The following is a 19,660-nucleotide window of genomic DNA, read 5'->3' as shown; positions in this document are numbered from 1 at the left end:
GGCGCGGCCGACGGGAAGTTGCGGCCGGTCATCGGCCAGACCTTCCCGCTCGAGGCGGCAGCCGCCGCGCATCGAGCGATCGAGTCGCGGACCACCACCGGCAAGACCCTCCTCATCCCCGCCGGCGATGCGCGCGGCTGAGATCACGTCTACGCCATGCCGAGGGTGTTTCGGCGCGGGGTGACCAGTCCCAGGTCGTAGGCGAGGGCGACGGCGTGCGCACGGCTGGCCAGACCGAGTTTGGTCATGGCGCGGTTGAGATGGGTTTTCACGGTGGCCTGGCTCAGGCACAGGCGTTCGGCGATGTCGTGGTTGGACAGAGTCCGGCCGACCAGAGTGATGATCTCGAGCTCGCGGGCGGTCAGGGTGGCCAGCTCGGCTTTGCCGGCCTCGGCGGCGGGCGCAGGGGCGGGGCTGAAAGTTTCGATCAGTCGGCGTGTGCTGGTGGGTGACAGCAGGACATCGCCGGCGGCCACGGTGTGGATGGCGGACAGCAGGCGTGCGGCCGGGGTCTGCTTGAGCAGGAAGCCGCAAGCTCCGGCGCGGAGCGCCTGGTAGACGTATTCGTCGATGTCAAAGGTGGTGACAATGAGGATTTGCGGAGGGCGGGGGGCGGTGGAGTCGGTCAGGATGTGCCGGGTGGCGGTGATACCGTCCATGCCGGGCATCCGGATGTCCATCAAGATCACATCAGGGTGGGTGGCGGCGGCGAGCCGTACCGCTTCGTGCCCGTCGGCGGCCTCCCCGACCACGGTCAGGTCCGGGGCGGCGCGCAGCAGGGCGACCAACCCCACCCGGATGAGATCCTGATCGTCAGCGACCAACACTGTGATCATCGTTGCCTATCGCCGGGGTGGGCTGCTCGCCGGGATGGACGGGCAGGGGGACACGCGCCGCGACCCGGAAACCGCCGGTGGGGCACGGAGCCGCGGTGATCGTGCCGCGGTACAGCTTGACGCGTTCGGTCATGCCGAGCAATCCATAACCCGGTGTGGTTTGCGTCACTTTGCTGGGTTGGCGGCGCTTGGCGAGGCTGTCTGAGGGGCCGTCGTCGGTGATCTGCACCGTCACCGCGTCGGGGGCATACTCCAGGGTCAGCTGCGCTCGGGTGGGGGCGGCGTGCTTGAGGATGTTGGTCAGGCCCTCTTGAACGATCCGGTACAGGCACAGCTCCAGCCCCGGCGGTAAGGGGCGTGGTTCGCCGATCTCGGTTAGTTCTACGGTGACCCCGGCTGTGCGGACCCGTTCGATCAGTGCGGCCAGACCGCCCAGTCCCGGGGTGGCGTCGTAGGCCGGTGGTGAGTCCTCGACCCCGATCCGCAGGATCGACAGCAGGCGTTGCATCTCCTCCAGCGCCTGCCGGGAGGTGTCGGCGATGGTGGCCAGCGCCGTGGCGGCGGTGGCCGGATCGGAGGTGAGGACGTACTGGCCCAGCTCGGCCTGGACCGAGATCACCGACACGTGATGGGCGACCACGTCGTGCAGCTCGCGCGCGATCCGGACCCGCTCCCCGGCCGCCGCCAGCCGGGCGGTGCTGTCGCGCTCCTGGCGCAGCCGCCGGGTCAGCTCGCGCAGCCGGGCGGTCAGCTCGGCCTGCCGCCGGTGCCGCTGCGCCAGGAGTCGGGCGATGAGCCCGAAGGCGACCATGAAGCCGCACACGACCAGCGCCCGGATCAGCGCCGCCCACCAGGTCGCGGCGGGGTCTTGCGCCGCCGAGGCGTACGCCCACGCGAGCACGGTCAGCGCGCTGCCGGCCAGGCAGACGGACAGTGGCCGATGGGCGGCCACTGAATACAGTGCCAGCAACGACCCCAGGACGTTCTGGTCGGGGTCGTAGCCCAGCAGGTGATACGTCAGCGCCGCCGTACAGCAGGCCGCCAGCACCGCGAGCGGCCAGCGCCGACGAAAGGCCAACGGCAGGTTGGCCGCCGCGGTCAGCAGCAGTGACCAGGTGTCCGGCGGCCGCACCGCCTGCCGTGGATCACCGCTCAACGCCCAGACCACGTTGATCAAAGTGAACGCCACCGCCAACGCCGCGTCCACGATGCGGGGGTCGATGGTCGTCAGCCGCCGCAGCAGCGCGGTAGTCCGCATCCGCGCATGCTAGTGCCATCTTGTCCCCCGCTCCGCAGGCAATGCAGCCCCAGGCCCTGCCCAACAGGGTCCGAGGCGATCACGCCGACCGCGGTAGGACCTTATCGGCGCGTCCTCACGAAACGGGGGCAAATCCAAGATGCTGGCGGCACTAGCCAGATATCCCTCGATTGCCTTTCTGGCTCCGCTATATACCGCGCGAGTTCAGAGGGCATACCGCCGCAGGTGTACCGCCACAGTCACACAAAAATCATCTTCGCGCGGTATTTCGACTCATCGCGCCCGCCGGTAGCTTTCCGATTTGACCCCTCACCCGCACCGGACGGCCTTGCTCATCGACGGCACCGGCGGAATCCGCCCTGCCCGCCTCGTTAAGTTAAAGGAAGACGCCTTGCGTATTCGGCATGTTCACAAATCGGGGTCTAGGTTCTCCCGATCCCATGGCCGGGTCAGAGCCATGGCTGTGGAGATCCCCGCGGGCGCGACTGCCGCCGGCCGGACCTGGCCGGCCCGCTACACCATCGACGGCACGACGCTGAAGCTGATTGTCGACCTGTCGCCGCAGGTCGTGGACGGCCAGACGGTCACCCCGGTCTTCCCGGTGGTCGCCGACCCGCGCGTGACCTCCGGCTGGTCGATCTACACCCGTTGGAGCCGGGGCGAGTCGCGGTACATCGCGAACTCCCCCGTATATGTGCTCGTCAGCGCGCTCTCCAGCGCCGGGTGCGGGTCCAAGTGGATCAGGACACCGATGCAGAAGGCGGTCTGCCTCGGCGTGGTCAACGTCACCGCGTGGCAGATCCACAAAACCTTCCAGACAGCCAGGAACAACAACGGCTGCACGGAGGTGAAGTTCGACTACACCGGCGGCCTCGACGGCTGGCGCTGGTACACCCGCAGCCCCACCTGCCGCAACTAACCCCCCGCAGCGGCGCCCCAGGTCTCCTGGGGCGCCGCTCCACCAGTGCTCCAGGAGACCCGATGAAACAGCTGGCCGTGATCACTGCGGTGATCTTATCCCTGCTCTCCCCCCTGCCCGCCACCGCCCAGACGACGGCGGGGGCGGTCCCCGAGTTCACCGTCGATGAGAGCAAGACGCTGTGGGGGGCGAACCCGGCGTCCTGGCACGCCGGGTACACCCCCGGTGACCGCCTGGTCGAGTTGACCGTCACCTCGACCATCGTGCCGGGGCCGGTCAAGGCCCGGCTCATCCTGCCGGCGGGCTGGAGCCCGGACGCGAGCCGTACCTGGCCGACGCTGTGGCTGCTGCACGGGGGTGATGGCGGCCCCACCGACTGGACCGGGGGAGCCGACAAGGGCGACGCCTGGAACATCCTCAAAGACCGGGAAGTCATCACCGTCATGCCCGACGGCTCCACGTGCGGCGGCTACTCGGACTGGCTGAAGGTCCCGGCCGACGGCAAGGCCCGCAAGTGGGAGACCTTCCATCTGACCTACCTGCGCCGGTACGTGGAGGAGGTGTTCCACGCCGGGACCGAGCGGGCGATCGCGGGCCTGTCGATGGGCGGCGGCGGCGCGATGCTGTATGCCGCGCGCAACCCGGGCATGTTCAAGGCCGCGGCCTCCTTCAGCGGCGCGCTGGACTCGCTCTACACGCCCGCCCCCGGTATCTCGCCGATGCTGGCCATCAAGTCGGGCGCCGCCAAGTGCGGCGTGGCCTGGACCGACATGTGGGGCGATCCGGCGGAGGTGGAACCAGGTGACCTGAACGGGGATCCGGCCTGGGTGTTCAAGCAGCACAACCCGGCCAGTCTGGCCGACCGGCTGCGCGGGGTGGAGCTGTTCGTCTCGACCGGCGACGGCCATGCGGGCAGCCGGAACGGTTACGGCAACCCCTGGGCGGTGGACGTGGTCGAGCAGACCACCTACGGCATGGCGCTCAGCTTCTACGACGAGCTGCAGCAGCACGACCTCAACACCCGGTTGATCATCATGCCCTACGGCAGGCACGACTGGAGCAACTGGAACCGGCAGCTCCAGCGGGCCGAGACCATGCTGATGACCGCGATTGGAGCCTGAGATGAGCACCGGGATGATGAGGCTCGGCGGCCTGCTCGCGGCCGTCTCCATCGCCGCCGCCCTGCAGACGCCGGTGGCGGCCGAGACCGACCGGCCCGCCCTGCGCGAGGCCATGGCCCGCTACCAGACCAACGACCCGCAGAACCAGGTCGCGCCGGCCGACCCCGCCAAGAAAGGCAAGATGTACGGGTTCATCGCCCGTGCCATGGCCGGCGAGCAGATCTCCACCGTCCAGACCGGCATCGCCGAGTCGCCCACGCCCACTGGCGCCACCCGGCCGCGCCAGGCCGGTGAGCACTTCCGGATCGCCAGCATCACCAAGACCATGACCTCCATCGTGGTGCTGCAGCTGGTCGCCGAGGGCAAGCTGAGGCTGTCGGACTCGATCGAGAAGTGGCTGCCCGGCGCGGTCAAGGGCTGCAACATCTTCTACGTGCACGGCTCGCTGTGTTTCGACGCCAACAAGATCACGATCAGGGATGTGCTCGGCCACACCAGCGGCCTGTACAGCTACACCGCCGACCCCGGCTTCATGGCGGGCATCGGCCTGGACATCATGGGGGCCCGCAAGACCACCTACGCGCCCGCCGACCTGCTGCGCACCGCGGTCAAGCACGGCCCGAACTTCCGTCCCGACCTGCCCCCCTGTGCAGATCACCCGACCGATCCGAAGAAGAAGTGCTCCCCGGCCGCCAAGGAGCGCTTTGAGTACTCCAACACCAACTACGTCGCCCTCTCCATGATCATCAAGGCGGTGACCGGCAGGACCCACTCCGAGGAGATCACCACCCGCATCATCCAGAGGCTGGGCCTGACCGGCACGAGTATGCCGGGAGCCGACACCACGCTGCCCCAGCCGCACGCCGTCCACTACAGCGGCCAGCTGATGCCCGGCCATCCGCTGGGCATCTGGGAGGCCACCAACCTCAACCCGACGATGGGCCCGGGCACGGGTGACGCCATCTCCACCACGGCCGACCTGCTCACCTACCTCCGTGCCTGGACCAGAGGCGGGCTGCTGCCCCCGGCCATGATGACCGAGATGCGCACGCTGCATCCGGTCTGGGTCGAGGACCAGGAGGACCTGGCCTACCGCTACGGCGAACAGGGCGAGGACGTCGTGTACGGCGTACGCGAGGTCTGGGCCCGCTACGGCCTGGGCATCACCCAGCGCACCTTCACCTGCCCGGGCGGCGGCGACCCGGTAACCGTCTGGGGCCACAACGGCGCCATCCCCGGATCCATGTCCTACGCCTACGTCACCGAAGACGGCAGCCGCGGCCTGGCTGTCAACCTCAACGGCGACTGGCCGGGCAAACCGCACCCGACCGAGACCGGCAAGTACGAGCCCAACGAGCTGGTCATGCTGTACGACCTGCTGCGGGCCGAGTTCTGCGCCCCCGCGTGAGCCCATGCTGCTGGTGATGCCGGTTGGATAGTGCTGGCGGCGGCACGTGAGCTGACCCCCGAGTGGGCTCTGCGTTATGGGCGCCCTGTCCGTCTCTGGGCCGTCCGAGAGCAGACTGCGGCCGATCACAGCCAATCGCGGCAAACGCTGTTTACGCAGCTCAACGACCTGCCAGTACATTGACCGGCAGGTCGAAAAGCCGCAGGTCGGCGCTAGATACGGAAGAACAGGTTGAGGTAGCGGTCGGCGATCGTCAGATCGCCCCTGACGGTGCCGGCGTTGCTGCGCCCGAACGTCGTGAGCACCATGCTCCCCGCGTCGAACTCGATCAGCGTCGGCAGCCCGTCCAGGCTCCCCATCTGGTACGTCATGCCGTCAGGCCCCACCGAGACCCGGAAGTCGCCGCCGTTGACGCCGCCCACCCGGATCCCGAGCTCGAACGGCGTCGTCAGGTCCGCCTCCTTCCTGATCGTGGACTGCCAGAGCACGAACATGAACGGCACCAGCAGGTCGGCCGCCTCCCCCGAGAGCCCGTGCGCCCGGCCCGTTCCCTGCCGGATGTCCCACGAGTGCACGGCGTAGTCCATGAGCTGACCGGCCGCGTAGAAGTAGGCGGGCAGCGGCCCCATGTAGAAGTGCGGGACGGTCATCCCGGCCCATTCGTCCTGGCCCAGCTCGCGCAGCATCGCGTGCATCCGCTCGAAGTCCGTCTTGAGCCGGTCGAGCAGCTCCTTCTGCGGGATCCCGCGCAGCGCGACCGCCTGTTCGTTGACGCGCTCGCCCATGCCCGGCAGCCCGTACGCCGATCCGAAGTCCCCGCCACGGCGGGCGGCGTCGAAGGCGGCGAAGTACCCCTCGGTCGTGTCGACGATGTGCGCGACCACGTCACGCGTCGTCCAGCCCGGGCACGCGGTCGGAGCCTCCCATGCCTCCTCGGGCTCGGCCAGCGCGAACAGCCGCTCGGCCTCGTCCCTGACGACTCGCAGGATGGTGTCCTTGCCCGCGTACGAGGTGGCGTCCCATTCGTTCATGGACCCTCCTTGAACTGGAGAACCGGGTTTCACCCGGGGGAGGGATTGTCGTATACGGCCGCTGACTTTCTGCTACCGTGACGGCCGCCCGGCGGCGAGAGCCAAGCCGCCGGACCTACCGCCGGACCGGCGGGATGTGAAAGCAGCCGTTCACCTCCTATGGCGAACGACAGACCTCAACGGTTTAAATGTCAATATCTCCCGGCAGAGAGAATCCCCTGGGCGCAGGAGGACGCCCAGGGGATTCGCGGAACGCTCAGGCGCAGGTGTACCCGGAGGGCGTCTGAGTGTTCCCGTTCGGCCGACCGGCCTGGAACCCGAAGGTGGTGCCGGCGTTCGGGGCCAGGTTGCCGTTGTGGGATGCGTTCCTGGCGGTGACGGTCTGCCCGCTCACCGTCAGGGAGGCGTTCCAGGAGCCGGTGATCTGGTGGCCCGCGGGCAGAGTGAACGTGACGGTCCAGCCGCTCTTGGCGGACGTGCCGGTGTTGGTGACGGTCACCGGCTGCACCACGTACCCGTTGTTCCACTGGTTCTGCACCGTGCCGGTCGCGGTGCACCCGCCGTTGCCGCCGGGCCCGGCGATGGTGGTGAACGCGGCCGTCGGCGAGTTGCCGGACAGGTTGCCCGCCCCGTCACGCGCCCGCACGTACACCTGGTACGGGGTCTCGGGGCTCAGGCCGGTCAGCGTGATCGAGTTCGTGGTGCTCTGGCCGAGCAGCGGGTCGGTGGCGCCCTGCTCGCGGTAGACGTTGTACCCGGCCAGGCCGCTGCCGCCCGAGTCGGTGGAGGCGGTCCAGGTCAGGGCGGCGGAGTTGGAGGTGACGTTGCTCGCGGCGGGCGTGCCGGGCGTGGTCGGCGGCGTGGTGTCGGTGGTCGTGCCGCCGGCGAGCGCATCGTGCACGGCGGTGTACGACGGCTTCTGCTGGTAGTTCTCGTTGTAGATCAGCGCGGCGCCCTGGCCCTGGAAGGTGTCCGGCACCCACGAGTACTTGTCGGTGAAGCCCCAGATGGTGACCCCGGCGCAGGCGGTCACCGCCAGGCAGGCGTTGACGACGTTGCGGTAGTAGGTGGCCTGCGTGGCGTCCTTGGTGGCGTCCCTGGGCATCTGCATGCGCACGTCCAGCTCGGTGATCCGGACCTGGACGCCGAGAGCGGCGAAGCGCTGCAGGTTCTGCTGGAGGTCGTTCGGGAAGCCGTACTGGATGGCGAGGTGACCTTGGAAGCCGACGCAGTCGACGGGCACGTTCTGCTGCCGCAGCGACGAGACCAGGTTGTACATCGCGGTGCTCTTGGCGTTGATGCCCTCGACGTTGTAGTCGTTGATGCACAGCCGCGCGTCGGGGTCGGCGGCGCGGGCGGCGCGGAAGGCGTCGGCGATGTAGCTCTGGCCGAGCGTGTTGTACCAGAACGAGGTGCGCATGCCGCCGTTGTCGTCGAAGACCTCGTTCACCACGTCCCACGAGACCACGGTCGCGTTGTCGGCGTAGCGGCCGACGACCTGGCTGATGTGGTTCTGCATGGCCGAGCGCATGGCGGTGGCGCCGAGACCCTGCACCCAGCCGGGCGTCTGGCTGTGCCACACCAGCGTGTGACCGTGGACCTGCTGGTTGTTCTGGGTGGCGAAGTTGACGATGGCGTCGGCGCCGGAGAAGTTGAACTGGTTCGGGTTGGGCTCGGTGGCGTCCCACTTCATCGCGTTCTCGGCGGTGACCTGGTTGAACTCGGTGGCCGCGATGTTGCGGTAGGCGGTCTCGTTGGCCAGCGGGTTGGTGGCGAGCGCCGCACCGATGAACTTGCCGCGGGCGGCCGCGTGCGTGCGCAGGGGCGCCGACGCGTCGGCCGACGTGGCGGGCAGGAGGAAGGCTGCGAACATCCCCACCAAGGTGAGGACTCTGACGAGCGAGGACGAAAGCACGAACATCTACCTCCGGAGGCAGGCACTCGATCCGAAAGTTTCTATCCCTCTTGAATCGCATCGCAGACGGTATTGACATGCAAGTGGAGGGTCAATACCGATCCCGAGCGGCAGCTAAACCAGCAGTTGGGGGAGCAGAAACTATCGGTCATTTTATGAAAGTTTCATCGAGCGCGGGAGCCCTAGCGCGACGTACCTACCGGTCGGTACTGTGATTTATCACAGAATAATCGTCCACCCGCGGGGAGCGTTCTGCAGATGACCCTTACGCACGCCCAGGTCCAGGCCCAGCTCACCGGTCCCGGCCAGCTCTTCGAGATGGAGGAGATCGGCGACTCCGGGGTACGCACGTGGAAGCACGCACCCGTCCATTTCCGCACCCTGCTGGAGAACAGCAGGTTCCACGGCGACAAGGTCTTCCTCGTGTACGAGGACGAGCACATCACGTTCGAGGACCACTTCCGCCGCGCCGCCACGCTCGCCAACCGCCTGGTCGACGAGTACGGCGTGCGCAAGGGCGACCGGGTGGCCGTGGCCATGCGCAACTACCCCGAATGGGTGATCTCGTTCTCGGCGGTGCTGGCCGCCGGGGCCGTCGCCGTGCCGCTCAACGCCTGGTGGACGGAGTCCGAGCTGACCTACGGCGTGCGCGACTCCGGCGCGAAGGTGCTGATCGCGGACGCCGAGCGGGCCGTGCGGCTGGCCTCGACGGGCGTGCCGCTGATCGTCACCAGGGGCGAGGCGCCGGCCGGGGCGCGCGCGTTCGACGACGTCATGGGCGAGGTCGCGGCCGACGTGAAGCTGCCCGGTGTGGAGCTGGCCGCCGAGGACCCGGCCACGATCTTCTACACCTCCGGCACGACAGGCAACCCCAAGGGCGCGCTGGGCAGCCACCGCAACCTGGGCCAGGCCCCCATGACCGTCGCCTACGGGCTGATGCGCGCGATCGCGATGGCGGGCAAGGACCTCGCGGCGGCGGCGGGCACGCGCCGGGTCACCCTGCTGACCGTGCCGCTGTTCCACGTCACGGGCTGCTTCTCGGCCATGACGACGATGATGTTCACCGGCGGCGGCCTGGTGCTCATGTACAAGTGGGACCCCGAGCAGGCGCTGCGCCTGATCGAGCGGGAGAAGGCCAGCACCATGATCGGCGTGCCGACCAACGCCTGGCAGCTCATGTCCCACCCGGACTTCGGCAAGTACGACCTGTCGTCCCTGACCACCCTCGGCTACGGCGGCGCCCCAGCCCCGCCCAAGCTGCTGGAGCGCATCACCGAGAACCTCCCCGACCGCGCCCCCTCCAACGGCTACGGCATGACCGAGACGACGGGCCTGGCCGTCGGCAACGGCGGCGCGGACTACCACGCCAAGCCCGACAGCATCGGCCTGCCCTCGCCCGTGGTGGACGTGCGCGTCGTGGACCCCATGGGCAGCGAGCTGCCGACCGGCGAGGTGGGCGAGCTGTGCGTACGCGGCCCGAACGTCATCCTCGGCTACTGGAACAAGTCAGAGGCGACGGCGCAGACGTTCGTGGACGGGTGGGTGCACACCGGCGACCTGGCCAAGATCGACGACGAGGGCTTCGTCTACATCGTGGACCGGGCCAAGGACATGGTGATCAGGGGCGGCGAGAACGTCTACTGCGCCGAGGTGGAGGCGGCGCTGTTCGAGCACCCGGCGGTCGACGACGCCGCTGTGATCGGGGTGCCGCACGACGAGCTGGGCGAGGAGGTCGGCGCGGTCGTCCGACTGGCCCCGGGCAGGTCGGTCACGCCGGAGGAGCTCCAGGCGTTCCTGGCCGGCCGGATCGCCAAGTTCAAGATCCCGTCTCACCTCTGGTTCCGTGAGGGCGAGCTGCCCCGCAACCCCGGCGGCAAGATCCTCAAGACCCATCTGCGCCGGGAGATTCTCGGGACCACTTGATCGACTTTTCGGCGGCTCGCTAGAGTTGGCGCTCCAACCCCCAGGAGTGCCTCGTGCGTCGCCACCGTCTCGGCGGGATCGCCGCTTTCGTCGCCGCCGTCTACGTGGCCACGGCGCTCGCCTTCGGCGTCGCCGCCGTGGCCACCGGGGACGTCAACCCCGTCTGGCGGCTGGTCGCGCGGGAGGAGGCGTTCGAACACCTCACCGTCTCATGGTGGATCCTGCTGCTTCCTGCCCACGGCCGGCCAGGCCCGCGGCGCGGTCACCACGGCCGAGGACTGCGAGCCGCACATGGACCCTCGAACCGGCGAATACAAGGAGCCCGCGCTGACCGCCGAGCAGACGTTCGTGTGCGGCATCCGGCAGAACACCCGGTTCAAGTTCGCCGCCACCACACCCGACCAGGTGCTCCTGGCCCACGGCCGGCGCCTGTGCGGCGTCTACACGCGCAGCGTATGTGCGACGCCACCCCGCGCCACCGCCCGCTGATCAAGCCGGTCACGGCGACCCGGGTCAAGGAACCTGTGCGTCACCGTCGAGACCTACGCCCGCCGCCCGCCGGTCGAGACCAAGGGCTGGGACCACGTCGTCGAAGTGGGCTACGAGCGCGCCGGTGACTCCATCGTGTTCGAGGACCAGATGGGCGGCGCCGAGCTGCCCGGCCTCGCGCTCGACGGCTACCGGGGCCCCTAACGGATCCGCGTGCACTACGCGTGGTTCCCGTGGAAGGGCGAGCGGGAGAGCGGCCGGCGCCTGCTGATCATGGCGTTCCCCGGCAAGGGCGACAAGGTCGTCACCTACCGCAAGCCGGCCGGGGCACGGTGACCACGGTCCCGTTTTGACCGGCGTCACCGCTGGTCGGCCATGGGACAGCCGGTCCCGCTTACCTGGCACGTAATCGCGGCCCCTACGCCTTGGCTGACATATTTCAGGTGTCGCACCAAGAACCACCATAAGGAGCCCGAGATGACCGCCGTTACCGTCACCGCCGACAAGGCCAAGTTCCTGCGCCTCGCGCTGGCCGCCGACGCCGTCGTCACCGGCGGAAACGGACTGGTCTACCTGGCCTTCGCCGGCCCGGTGGGTGACCTCCTCGGCCCGGACGCGACCCCGCTGCGCGGGATCGGCGTCTTCCTGCTCGTGTACGGCGCCGCGGTCGGCCTGCTGGCGAGCCGCCGCGCGATCAGCCCGGCCGCCACCAAGGCCGTGATCGCCCTGAACGTCATCTGGACCCTGGGCAGCGTCGCAGCCGTCGTCACCGGGGCCCTGGACTTCACCACGGCCGGCGCGATCTGGGCCATCGCCCAGGCCCTGGCTGTCGCCGGATTCGCCGAACTGCAGATCATGGGCCTGCGCAAGGCCCGCAACCAGTAATCAAAAGGGGAAGACCATGAACTTCATCGACCGCTACATCGCCGCCTGGAACGAGACCGACGCCGACGCCCGCGCCAAGGCCGTGGCCGAGCTGTGGACCGAGGACGGCACCTACACCGATCCGCTGGCCGACGTGGCCGGTCACGCCGGGATCGCCGCGGTGATCGAGGGCGCGCAGGGCATGTTCCCCGGCCTCGTCTTCACCGCCGGCGAGCTGTACGACGCCCATCACCACATCGCCAGGTTCACCTGGCACCTCGGCCCCGCGGGCGGGGAGCCGGTCGCGAGCGGCTTCGACGTCGTGGAGCTGGCCGAGGATGGCAGGATCCGCAAGGTCCTGGGCTTCCTGGACAAGCTCCCCGCCGCCTGACGCCACCGCCGTGAAAGGGCCCCGGACGTCCCCGGGGCCCTTTTCGTGTCCGCAGAGTGGGAAATCCATTTGCCCGGGCCACGAAATCCAACGGACAATCTAACTTCGTGTCCGATCACGTGAAACGCCTTTTCCGTCACCTTTCCCTTGACCTGAGCCCGCTGCGCGAGTCACGCGACTATCGCCTGCTGTTCGTGTCCGGCGTCATCACAATGTTCGGCACGTTCGTCACCATGGTGGCGGTGCCGTACCAGATGAAGGAGCTGACGGGCTCCTACCTGGCCGTCGGGCTGGTGAGCCTGGCGGAGTTCGTGCCGATGGTGGTGTGCGGCCTGTGGGGCGGGGCCATCGCCGACGCCATGGACCGCCGCAAGATCATCGTACTGAGCGAGCTGGGCCTGCTGGTCACCTCGGCGATCCTCATGGTCAACGCGCTGCTGCCGAACCCCCAGGTCTGGGTCCTGTACGTGATGGGCGCCGTCTCCACCGGCGTCGCCTGCCTGCAGCGTCCGAGCATGGAGGCGGTGTTCCAGCAGGTCGTCAAGCACGAGCAGCAGGGCGCGGCGGCGGTGCTGGCGAGCCTGCGCTGGAACTTCGGCGCCATCGTCGCCCCGGCCCTGGGCGGCCTGCTGGTGACCTCCCTCGGCGTGGCGGTCGCGTACGGAGCGGACGCGGTGACGTTCGTGCTGTCGCTGGTGCTGCTGTGGCGGATCAGGTCACTGCGGCCCGCCGAGGACGCCGCGCCCGCGTCGCTGAAGTCGCTGGTCGAAGGCGTGCGGTACGCGGTGGGGCGCAGCGACCTCATGGGGACGTACCTGGTGGACATCGCGGCCATGGTGTTCGCGATGGCGACGGCGCTGTTCCCGTTCCTGGCCGACGAGCTGCGCGCGCCGCAGGCGCTCGGGCTGCTGTACTCGGCCGGCGCGGTGGGCGCGCTGATCGCCTCCCTCACCGGCGGCTGGGCGGCCCGGGTGCAGCGGCAGGGCCTGGGCGTGATCATCGCGGCGGCACTGTGGGGTGTCGCGGTCGCCCTGACCGGCCTGGCCCCGAACGTCTGGCTGGTCTTCGTCTGCATCGCGCTGGCGGGCGCGGCCGACATGGTCAGCGGCATCTTCCGCATGACGATGTGGAACCAGACCATCCCGCCGGAGCTCCGGGGACGGCTCGCCGGCATCGAGCTCCTGTCGTACGCCAGCGGCCCCATGCTGGGCAACGCCCGGGCCAGCCTGATGGCGAACTTCGGCGGCACCCGCTTCTCGCTGAGCGCGGGCGGCCTGCTGTGCGTCGGCGCCGTCCTCGCGCTGGCCGCCGCCCTGCCGAAGTTCCGCCGCTACGACGCCAGGACGGACGAGCACGCCCTGGCGGAGAAGGCCCGCAGAGAGATGGCCGTCTAAGCGCGGCCTTCCGCCTTCGCGAACACCCGCAACGCCTCGGCATCGGAGTAGACGCCGGTCACGTACTCCCCCACCCACTCCTCGATCCCGTCGAACCCGCTCTCGGCGACCAGCCGCTCCCCCGCCCGGGCGGCATCGAGCGGCGTCCACCGAAGGCTGACCGCCCCGCTCTCACCATCCAGCAACGCCCAGTGCGCCGCCCCGCCCTTCCCGTACGGCATCCCGACCGATCCCGGATTGACGACCAGCACCCGGTCGGCCAGCCGTACGAACGGCATGTGCGTGTTGCCCAGCACCACGGTCCCGGCCGTCTCCCCGGCCAGTACCTCGGCCCACCGCTCCAGCGAGCTGTCGACCAGGATCATCTCCTCGTCGCTGCGTGGCGTGGCATGCACGAACAACGTCGTCCCGAGCCGCCCCATCTCGAGGGTTTGCCGCGCGGGCAGCCCGGCCAGCAGCTCGACCTGATCCGCCCGCAGCCGCTCCCCCGCCCACTGGGAGATCGCATAGGGGCAGGCCTTCCCGCCGGCCACCTCCACGAGCTCCCTGTCGGCGTTCCCGCTGAGCCACAACGCCCGCTCCCCGAGGGCCACGAGCACATCCAAGGTCTCGACCGGCATCGGCCCCGCCGCGACGTCCCCGGTGAGCAGGATGAGGTCGGCGGCGGCCACGTCGGGCTCGGCCAGCACGGCTTCGAGCGCGGGCAGCACTCCATGGACGTCGGACAACACGGCGACACGCATGGCACCACTCTCCCTGATCCAAGCCCTGACGGGAGAGCCGTTCGCGCCCAACGAACGACTCATTAAGTATCCGTCCATTCACATGGCGTGATGGGATTACATTGGTAACGTTGCAGCATGACGGCCGAAGCGGTGATCCACGAGATGACGTCCTCCTCGCTGCCCGACTGGGTCTTCCCGCCGCCCGGGGGTTTCGTCGCCGAAGATCTCGATCACATTCCGGATTTGCCTGCGCACACAGAGTTGATCGATGGAAGCTTGGTCTTCGCGAGCCCCCAGCGAGACTTCCATCACACGGTCATCTTCCGGCTGCACGTCGTCCTGGAAGACCTCGTGCCGGCAGGACACGAGGTGCGCCAAGAAATGAGCGTCAAGCTAGCCCCCCAGCAGCGTCCCGAGCCTGACGTCATCATCCTGGGGCCCAACGCCGCGATCAACCAAGGCGTCACCTGTTACAAGGCCGAGGACGTGCTCCTCGCTGTCGAAGTGGTCTCACCAGACTCCGAAGTGCGTGACAGAGAGCGCAAGCCCACCCTCTATGCCGAAGCCGGGATTCCCCACTTTTGGCGAGTCGAAGAAATCAACGACATGCCAGCCGTCTTCGTCTATGAGATCGATCCCGCCACCAAGTCCTACGTGATCACCGGCGTCCATCACGACCGGCTGAAGGTCTCGGTTCCCTTCGACATCGACATCGACCTCACCACGCTGTACAAGAGCAGAACACGATAAGAGCGGCTCAGCCCGCCTCCCGCCACCCGTCGTATCGCTCCACCAGCTCGTCCACCTTGGCCAGAGCGTGGTGGTCCAGCCCTTCCAGGAGGACCAGCCACTGCGCGTCCTCCGCGTCGTCCTCACCGGCGAGCGTCTCCCGCACGACGCGCGGCACCCCGAGCTCGGGGAACCATTCCCCCAGCGTCTCGGCGACCTCCTCGGCGTCCTTACGCTCTCCGAACACCAGCAGCTGCGTCATGATCTCAATTGTTTCACTCCGCGAGCGTGTATCGCCGTTCACGTGGCGTGAGCACAATAGGTGGGTAGCGTTGGACCACGACTGCCGAAGCGGTGATCGTTGAGATGACGTCTCCCTCGCTCCCCGACTGGGTCTTCCCGCCGCCGCGGGGCTTCGTCGCAGAAGATCTCGATCGCATTCCGGATTTGCCTGCGCACACAGAGTTGATCGATGGAAGCTTGGTCTTCGCGAGCCCCCAAGCCTCCTTCCACATGCGCACCGTATCGCTCCTCGAGAGCGAGCTGCGTCGTGCGGCACCGGCAGAGCTTCGTGTGCGTCGCGAGATGAGCGTCATCCTCGACACGGACCAGCGTCCCGAGCCAGATCTCTGCGTCATTCCTGCCAGGGCCGACGCCAGGAGGCAGACCTTCTACCGGGGGCAAGATGTCATGCTGGTCGTCGAGGTGGTCTCCCCCGAGTCCAAGGCGCGCGACCGCAAGCGCAAGCCCGTGCTCTACGCCGAGGCCGGCATCCCCCACTTCTGGCGCGTAGAAGACCAGTCTGACGAAGCGGTCGTTTACGTCTACGAGCTCGACCCAGCCACCAAGGCCTATGCCGTGACCGGCATCCATCACGACAGGTTGAAGCTCACCGTTCCCTTCGACCTCGACATCGACCTCACCGAAATCGACCGCATATAAGCGAAAGGGCCGGCACGGCACCCGCCGTACCGGCCCTTCCCCGGCTCAGGTGCTACGGAGCTGAGCCCCCACACGATCGGCCGCCATCGCCACCGCCGCATCCCGCGCCGCCGTGGTCTCCTCCACCGTCAACGTACGGTCAGCGGCCCGGAACCGCATCGTGTAGGCGAGCGACTTGTTCCCCTCGCCCACCTGCTCCCCGGCGTACACGTCGAACAGCCGGATCGCCTCCAGCAACTCCCCGGCCCCATCACGCAGGGCCGTCTCCACGTCCGCCACCGGCGTGAAGTCGGGCACCACCAGGGCGACGTCCTGCGTGGCCACCGGGTAGGCGGACACCGGAGGCGTCTCGACAGGCCCGGTCATGGCGGCTTCCAGGCGCGAGAGCTCCAGCTCCATGGCCGCGCTGCGTGGCGGCAGCCCGTACGCCTCGATCACCCGCGGGTGCAGCTCGCCCGCGTGCCCCACCAGCGTGTCGCCGACGTAGAGCGCGGCGCAGCGCCCGGGGTGCCACGGCTCGTGCTGGTCGGCGCTGATCGACAGCTCCAGCCGCGCCTCGGCCGCGACCAGCCGCGCGGCCTGGACGGCGTCGGCCCACGAAGCCTGCCGGCCGGCGCCCCACCAGCCGGACCGCTCGAACTCGCCGGCCAGCACGACCGCCACGCGCAGCGGCTGGTCGGGCAGCGCCGCCTCGATCGAGGCCAGCTCCTCGGTGTTCGGCCTGCGCTCGACGCCGAGCACCGGCGCCACCTGCGGCGCGCTCTCGCGCGGCCGGTAGACGGATCCGGTCTCGAACAGCGCCACGTCGGGGAAGCCGCGCCCGACGTTGCGTACCAGGGTCTTGAGCAGCCCCGGCAGCAGCGTGGTGCGCATCAGCGGCTCGTCCTCCGACAGCGGGTTGGCCAGCCGCATGGCGTGGCGTCGCGCGTCCTCGGCCGGCAGCAGCAGCCGGTCGAAATCGTCCGGGCTGATGAACGGGTAGCTCAGCACCTCGACGTAACCGCCCTCGGCCAGCGCCCGGCCGGCCCGCCTGCGCAGCCGCTGGCCCTCGGTGAGCCCGGCCCCGGCGGGGGCGCTGGGCAGCAACGACGGCAGGTCCTCGTAGCCCTCCAGCCGGATGACCTCTTCGGCCAGGTCGTTGGGGTCGGTGAGGTCGGGCCGCCATGACGGCGGCGTCACCGTGATCATGTCGTCGCCGGTGACGGCCAGCTTGGCCGCCAGCGCGCCGCCGGTCACGACGCCGGTCGGGTCGACGCCGCCCTTGCGCACGGCGGGGTCGTCGCCGTCCACCACGACGCAGCCGACCTGCTCCAGCCGGGCGACCACGATGTCCTTCGAGTAGGGGACGCCGGCCACGGTGCCCGGGTAGCCGGCCGGGATCGCGATGCGCGCGGGCGACACCTCGACCTCGGCGTGCGTCACCCCGGGCTGGATGGTGGCGCCGCCCAGCTCGGCCAGCAGCTGCACCGCCCGCCAGGAGGCGACGAGCGGCAGCTCGCGGTCGACGCCGCGCTCGAACCGCTTGGACGACTCCGACACCAGCCCGTGCCTGCGCGACTCGCGCGAGATGCCGGTCGCGGAGAAGTGGGCGGCTTCGACGACGATGGCGGTCGACTCGTCGGAGATCTCGGTCGCCAGCCCGCCCATGGTGCCGGCCATCGAGATCGGGCCCGACTGGTCGGTGATGAGGATGTCGTCGGGGTCGAGCTCGCGGACGACGTGGTCGAGCGTCTCCAGGCGCTCGCCGGCCACCGCCCGCCGCACGACGACCTCACCCTTGAGCTTGGCCCGGTCGAACGCGTGCAGCGGCTGCCCGAGCTCCAGCATCAGGTAGTTGGTGATGTCGACGGCCAGCGACACCGGCCGCATGCCGGCCCTGGTGAGGCGCGTGCGCATCCAGAGCGGGCTTTCGGCGGCCGGGTCGAAGCCGGTGACCTCGCGCAGCACGAACCGGTCGCAGGCGGTCGGGTCGGCGATCGAGGCCGGCCACACGGGCCCGGTCTCCTTGGGCAGCTCGACGGAGCTCGCGTCGGCGGGGTCGCGGAAGGCCACCCCGAACGCGGTCGCCGCCTCGCGGGCCACACCCCTGATCGACAGGGCGTAGCCGATGTCGGGCGTGATCTCCAGCTCGATCACGTCGTCGCGCAGCCCGAGCAGCTCCACCACGTCCGCGCCGACCGGCGTGCCGGCGGGCAGCACCATGATGCCGCCGTGGTCGTCGCCCAGCCCCAGCTCACGCTCGGAGCAGATCATGCCCTCGGACATGCGCCCGTACGTCTTGCGCGCGCCGACCTCGAACCCGCCAGGCAGCACGCCGCCGGGCAGCACGACGGGAACACGGTCGCCGGCGACGAAGTTGGCGGCACCGCAGACGATCTCGCGGGGCGTCGCCTCGCCGGTCTCGACCTTGCAGTGCCTGATCGGCTTCTTGAAACCGGTCAGCTCCTCGATCTCGAGGACCTCGCCGACCACGACGTTCTTGACGTCGTGGCCGTGCGAGGTGATCGACTCGAGCTTGAGCCCGGCCGCGGTGAGCTTGTCGGCCACCTCGTGGGCGGTGACCGCCGGGAGATCGACATACTCCCGCAGCCAGGAGAGCGGGACCTTCATCAGATCTCCATTCCGAACGGGAGCGTGAAGCGCACGTCTCCTTCGACCATGTCTCGCATGTCCTCGGCGTTGTGGCGGAACATCAGGGTCCGCTCGATGCCCATGCCGAACGCGAACCCGGAGTAGCGCGAGGGGTCCACGCCGCACGCGATCAGCACCCGCGGGTTGACCATGCCGCAGCCGCCCCACTCGATCCAGCCCTCGGACTTGCAGGTGCGGCAGGGCGGGTTGCCGGGCACGGCCGAGGCGCCGCGGCAGACGAAGCACTTGAGGTCCATCTCGGCGGACGGCTCGGTGAACGGGAAGTAGTTGGGCCGGAACCGGGTCGTGATGCCCTTGCCGAACATGACCTCGGCGAACCGGTCGAGCGTGCCCTTGAGGTGGGCCATCGTCAGGCCCTCGTCCACGGCCAGTCCCTCGGTCTGGTGGAAGACCGGGGTGTGGGTGGCGTCGAGCTCGTCGGTGCGGAACGTCTTGCCCGGCGAGATCACGTAGACCGGCAGCTCGCGCTGGAGCAGCGCCCGGATCTGCACCGGCGAGGTCTGCGTGCGCAGCACCATGCCGGACTCGGTGGACCCGACGAAGAACGTGTCGTGATCGGAGCGGGCCGGGTGGTCCTTGGCGATGTTGAGCGCGTCGAAGTTGAACCACTCGCCTTCGAGCTCGGGGCCCTCGGCCACTTCGTAGCCCATGGCGACGAACGCGTCGGCGATGCGCTCCTGCAACGTCGTCAGCGGGTGGCGGGCGCCGCGCGGCCGGCGGTCCCAGGGCAGGGTGACGTCGACGGTCTCCTCGACGAGCACCCGCGCGTCGCGCTCGGCCTCCAGCTCGGACTGGCGGGCGGCCAGCGCCTCGTTGATCGCTCTGCGGGCGCCGCCGACGCGCTTGCCCGCCTCGGCGCGGGCGGCCGGCGGCAGGGCGCCGATCTCGCGGTTGGCCAGGGCGATGGGCGAGCGGTCGCCCGCGTGCGCCAGCCTGGCCTGCTTGAGTGCGTCGAGGCTGTCGGCCGCCTTGATCGCCGCGATGGCGTCGGCCTCCATGCGCGACACCTCATCGGCATGCAGCGGTGTCACCTCGACGGGGTCGTAGTCAGACAAGAGTGAGC

The 19,660-nt window shown here is 69.2% G+C and carries 19 protein-coding genes and 1 pseudogene; 12 read left to right on the top strand and 8 right to left on the bottom strand.

The features are described from left to right. Positions 1-15: 15 nt before the first annotated feature. Positions 16-141 (top strand): annotated as a pseudogene (locus ACIBX3_RS32495) (zinc-binding dehydrogenase); the annotation flags it as partial. Positions 142-149: 8 nt separating this feature from the next. Here the strand turns inward: ACIBX3_RS32495 and ACIBX3_RS32490 are convergent. Together ACIBX3_RS32490 and ACIBX3_RS32485 are read right to left on the bottom strand one after the other, a co-directional pair. Beyond that, a complete protein-coding gene (locus tag ACIBX3_RS32490; RefSeq protein ID WP_397123644.1) occupies positions 150-836 on the bottom strand; it encodes a response regulator in 687 nt (228 codons plus the stop codon). Further along, on the bottom strand, positions 814-2,094 hold the full coding sequence (locus ACIBX3_RS32485; RefSeq protein WP_397123642.1) for a histidine kinase: 1,281 nt from the start codon (positions 2,092-2,094) through the stop codon (positions 814-816). Before ACIBX3_RS32485 ends, ACIBX3_RS32490 begins: the two co-directional genes overlap by 23 nt. Positions 2,095-2,551: 457 nt before the next feature. Between ACIBX3_RS32485 and ACIBX3_RS32480 the strand changes: the two genes are divergently transcribed. The 3 genes from ACIBX3_RS32480 (at position 2,552) to ACIBX3_RS32470 (ending at position 5,542) form a co-directional block, all read left to right on the top strand. Then, complete coding sequence (locus tag ACIBX3_RS32480) at positions 2,552-3,013, top strand: hypothetical protein (RefSeq protein ID WP_397123640.1); 462 nt, start codon at positions 2,552-2,554, stop codon at positions 3,011-3,013. A 62-nt stretch (positions 3,014-3,075) separates the two neighbouring features. Next, the gene (locus ACIBX3_RS32475; RefSeq protein WP_397123638.1) at positions 3,076-4,134 is read left to right on the top strand and encodes an alpha/beta hydrolase; all 1,059 of its coding nucleotides are present in this window, start codon (positions 3,076-3,078) and stop codon (positions 4,132-4,134) included. A 1-nt stretch (position 4,135) separates the two neighbouring features. Continuing rightward, positions 4,136-5,542: a serine hydrolase domain-containing protein gene (locus ACIBX3_RS32470; protein WP_397123636.1), complete on the top strand. Its 1,407-nt coding sequence runs from the start codon at positions 4,136-4,138 to the stop codon at positions 5,540-5,542. Positions 5,543-5,754: 212 nt separating this feature from the next. Here the strand turns inward: ACIBX3_RS32470 and ACIBX3_RS32465 are convergent, their stop codons facing one another. Together ACIBX3_RS32465 and ACIBX3_RS32460 are read right to left on the bottom strand one after the other, a co-directional pair. Continuing rightward, positions 5,755-6,573, bottom strand: a complete 819-nt coding sequence (locus ACIBX3_RS32465; protein WP_397123634.1) for a maleylpyruvate isomerase family mycothiol-dependent enzyme — start codon at positions 6,571-6,573, stop codon at positions 5,755-5,757. Between the two features lie 256 nt (positions 6,574-6,829). Beyond that, the gene (locus tag ACIBX3_RS32460) at positions 6,830-8,446 is read right to left on the bottom strand and encodes an endo-1,4-beta-xylanase (RefSeq protein ID WP_397123632.1); all 1,617 of its coding nucleotides are present in this window, start codon (positions 8,444-8,446) and stop codon (positions 6,830-6,832) included. A 300-nt stretch (positions 8,447-8,746) separates the two neighbouring features. Between ACIBX3_RS32460 and ACIBX3_RS32455 the strand changes: the two genes are divergently transcribed. From ACIBX3_RS32455 to ACIBX3_RS32430, 6 genes are all read left to right on the top strand, one after another. Then, positions 8,747-10,411 carry a class I adenylate-forming enzyme family protein gene (locus ACIBX3_RS32455; protein ID WP_397123630.1) on the top strand — a complete coding sequence of 555 codons (1,665 nt, stop codon included), beginning with the start codon at positions 8,747-8,749 and terminating at the stop codon, positions 10,409-10,411. A 291-nt stretch (positions 10,412-10,702) separates the two neighbouring features. After that, positions 10,703-10,900 (top strand): hypothetical protein, encoded by a 198-nt coding sequence (locus ACIBX3_RS32450; RefSeq protein WP_397123628.1) that lies wholly within the window; start codon positions 10,703-10,705, stop codon positions 10,898-10,900. Between the two features lie 213 nt (positions 10,901-11,113). Next, on the top strand, positions 11,114-11,236 hold the full coding sequence (locus ACIBX3_RS32445; RefSeq protein WP_397123626.1) for a hypothetical protein: 123 nt from the start codon (positions 11,114-11,116) through the stop codon (positions 11,234-11,236). A 141-nt stretch (positions 11,237-11,377) separates the two neighbouring features. Further along, on the top strand, positions 11,378-11,785 hold the full coding sequence (locus tag ACIBX3_RS32440; protein ID WP_397123624.1) for a hypothetical protein: 408 nt from the start codon (positions 11,378-11,380) through the stop codon (positions 11,783-11,785). Positions 11,786-11,801: 16 nt separating this feature from the next. Next, the gene (locus tag ACIBX3_RS32435; RefSeq protein ID WP_397123622.1) at positions 11,802-12,155 is read left to right on the top strand and encodes a nuclear transport factor 2 family protein; all 354 of its coding nucleotides are present in this window, start codon (positions 11,802-11,804) and stop codon (positions 12,153-12,155) included. Positions 12,156-12,262: 107 nt separating this feature from the next. After that, positions 12,263-13,549, top strand: coding sequence for an MFS transporter (locus ACIBX3_RS32430; RefSeq protein WP_397123620.1), 1,287 nt, complete (start codon positions 12,263-12,265; stop codon positions 13,547-13,549). Here ACIBX3_RS32430 and ACIBX3_RS32425 read toward each other — a convergent pair. After that, on the bottom strand, positions 13,546-14,292 hold the full coding sequence (locus tag ACIBX3_RS32425) for a metallophosphoesterase family protein (RefSeq protein WP_397123618.1): 747 nt from the start codon (positions 14,290-14,292) through the stop codon (positions 13,546-13,548). The genes ACIBX3_RS32430 and ACIBX3_RS32425 overlap by 4 nt on opposite strands. Before the next feature lie 117 nt (positions 14,293-14,409). Here ACIBX3_RS32425 and ACIBX3_RS32420 point away from each other — a divergent pair, with 117 nt between their 5' ends. Next, complete coding sequence (locus tag ACIBX3_RS32420; protein WP_397123616.1) at positions 14,410-15,024, top strand: Uma2 family endonuclease; 615 nt, start codon at positions 14,410-14,412, stop codon at positions 15,022-15,024. A gap of 7 nt (positions 15,025-15,031) precedes the next feature. Here the strand turns inward: ACIBX3_RS32420 and ACIBX3_RS32415 are convergent, their stop codons facing one another. Beyond that, positions 15,032-15,265 (bottom strand): hypothetical protein, encoded by a 234-nt coding sequence (locus tag ACIBX3_RS32415; protein WP_397123614.1) that lies wholly within the window; start codon positions 15,263-15,265, stop codon positions 15,032-15,034. A gap of 104 nt (positions 15,266-15,369) precedes the next feature. On the opposite strand from ACIBX3_RS32415, the gene ACIBX3_RS32410 reads away from it, so the two are divergent. Beyond that, positions 15,370-15,945, top strand: coding sequence for a Uma2 family endonuclease (locus tag ACIBX3_RS32410; protein WP_397123750.1), 576 nt, complete (start codon positions 15,370-15,372; stop codon positions 15,943-15,945). A gap of 45 nt (positions 15,946-15,990) precedes the next feature. Here ACIBX3_RS32410 and ACIBX3_RS32405 read toward each other — a convergent pair whose 3' ends face one another. Continuing rightward, complete coding sequence (locus ACIBX3_RS32405; protein ID WP_397123612.1) at positions 15,991-18,555, bottom strand: phenylalanine--tRNA ligase subunit beta; 2,565 nt, start codon at positions 18,553-18,555, stop codon at positions 15,991-15,993. Then, positions 18,555-19,595, bottom strand: coding sequence for a phenylalanine--tRNA ligase subunit alpha (gene pheS / locus ACIBX3_RS32400; protein WP_397123748.1), 1,041 nt, complete (start codon positions 19,593-19,595; stop codon positions 18,555-18,557). The genes ACIBX3_RS32405 and pheS overlap by 1 nt, the downstream gene beginning before the upstream one ends. Between the last annotated feature and the right edge of the window lie 65 nt (positions 19,596-19,660).

Origin of the sequence: Nonomuraea sp. NPDC049480 (assembly GCF_044465905.1) — a bacterium.
GTDB lineage: Bacteria > Actinomycetota > Actinomycetes > Streptosporangiales > Streptosporangiaceae > Nonomuraea.
This window is presented reverse-complemented; position numbering and strand designations above follow the sequence as displayed.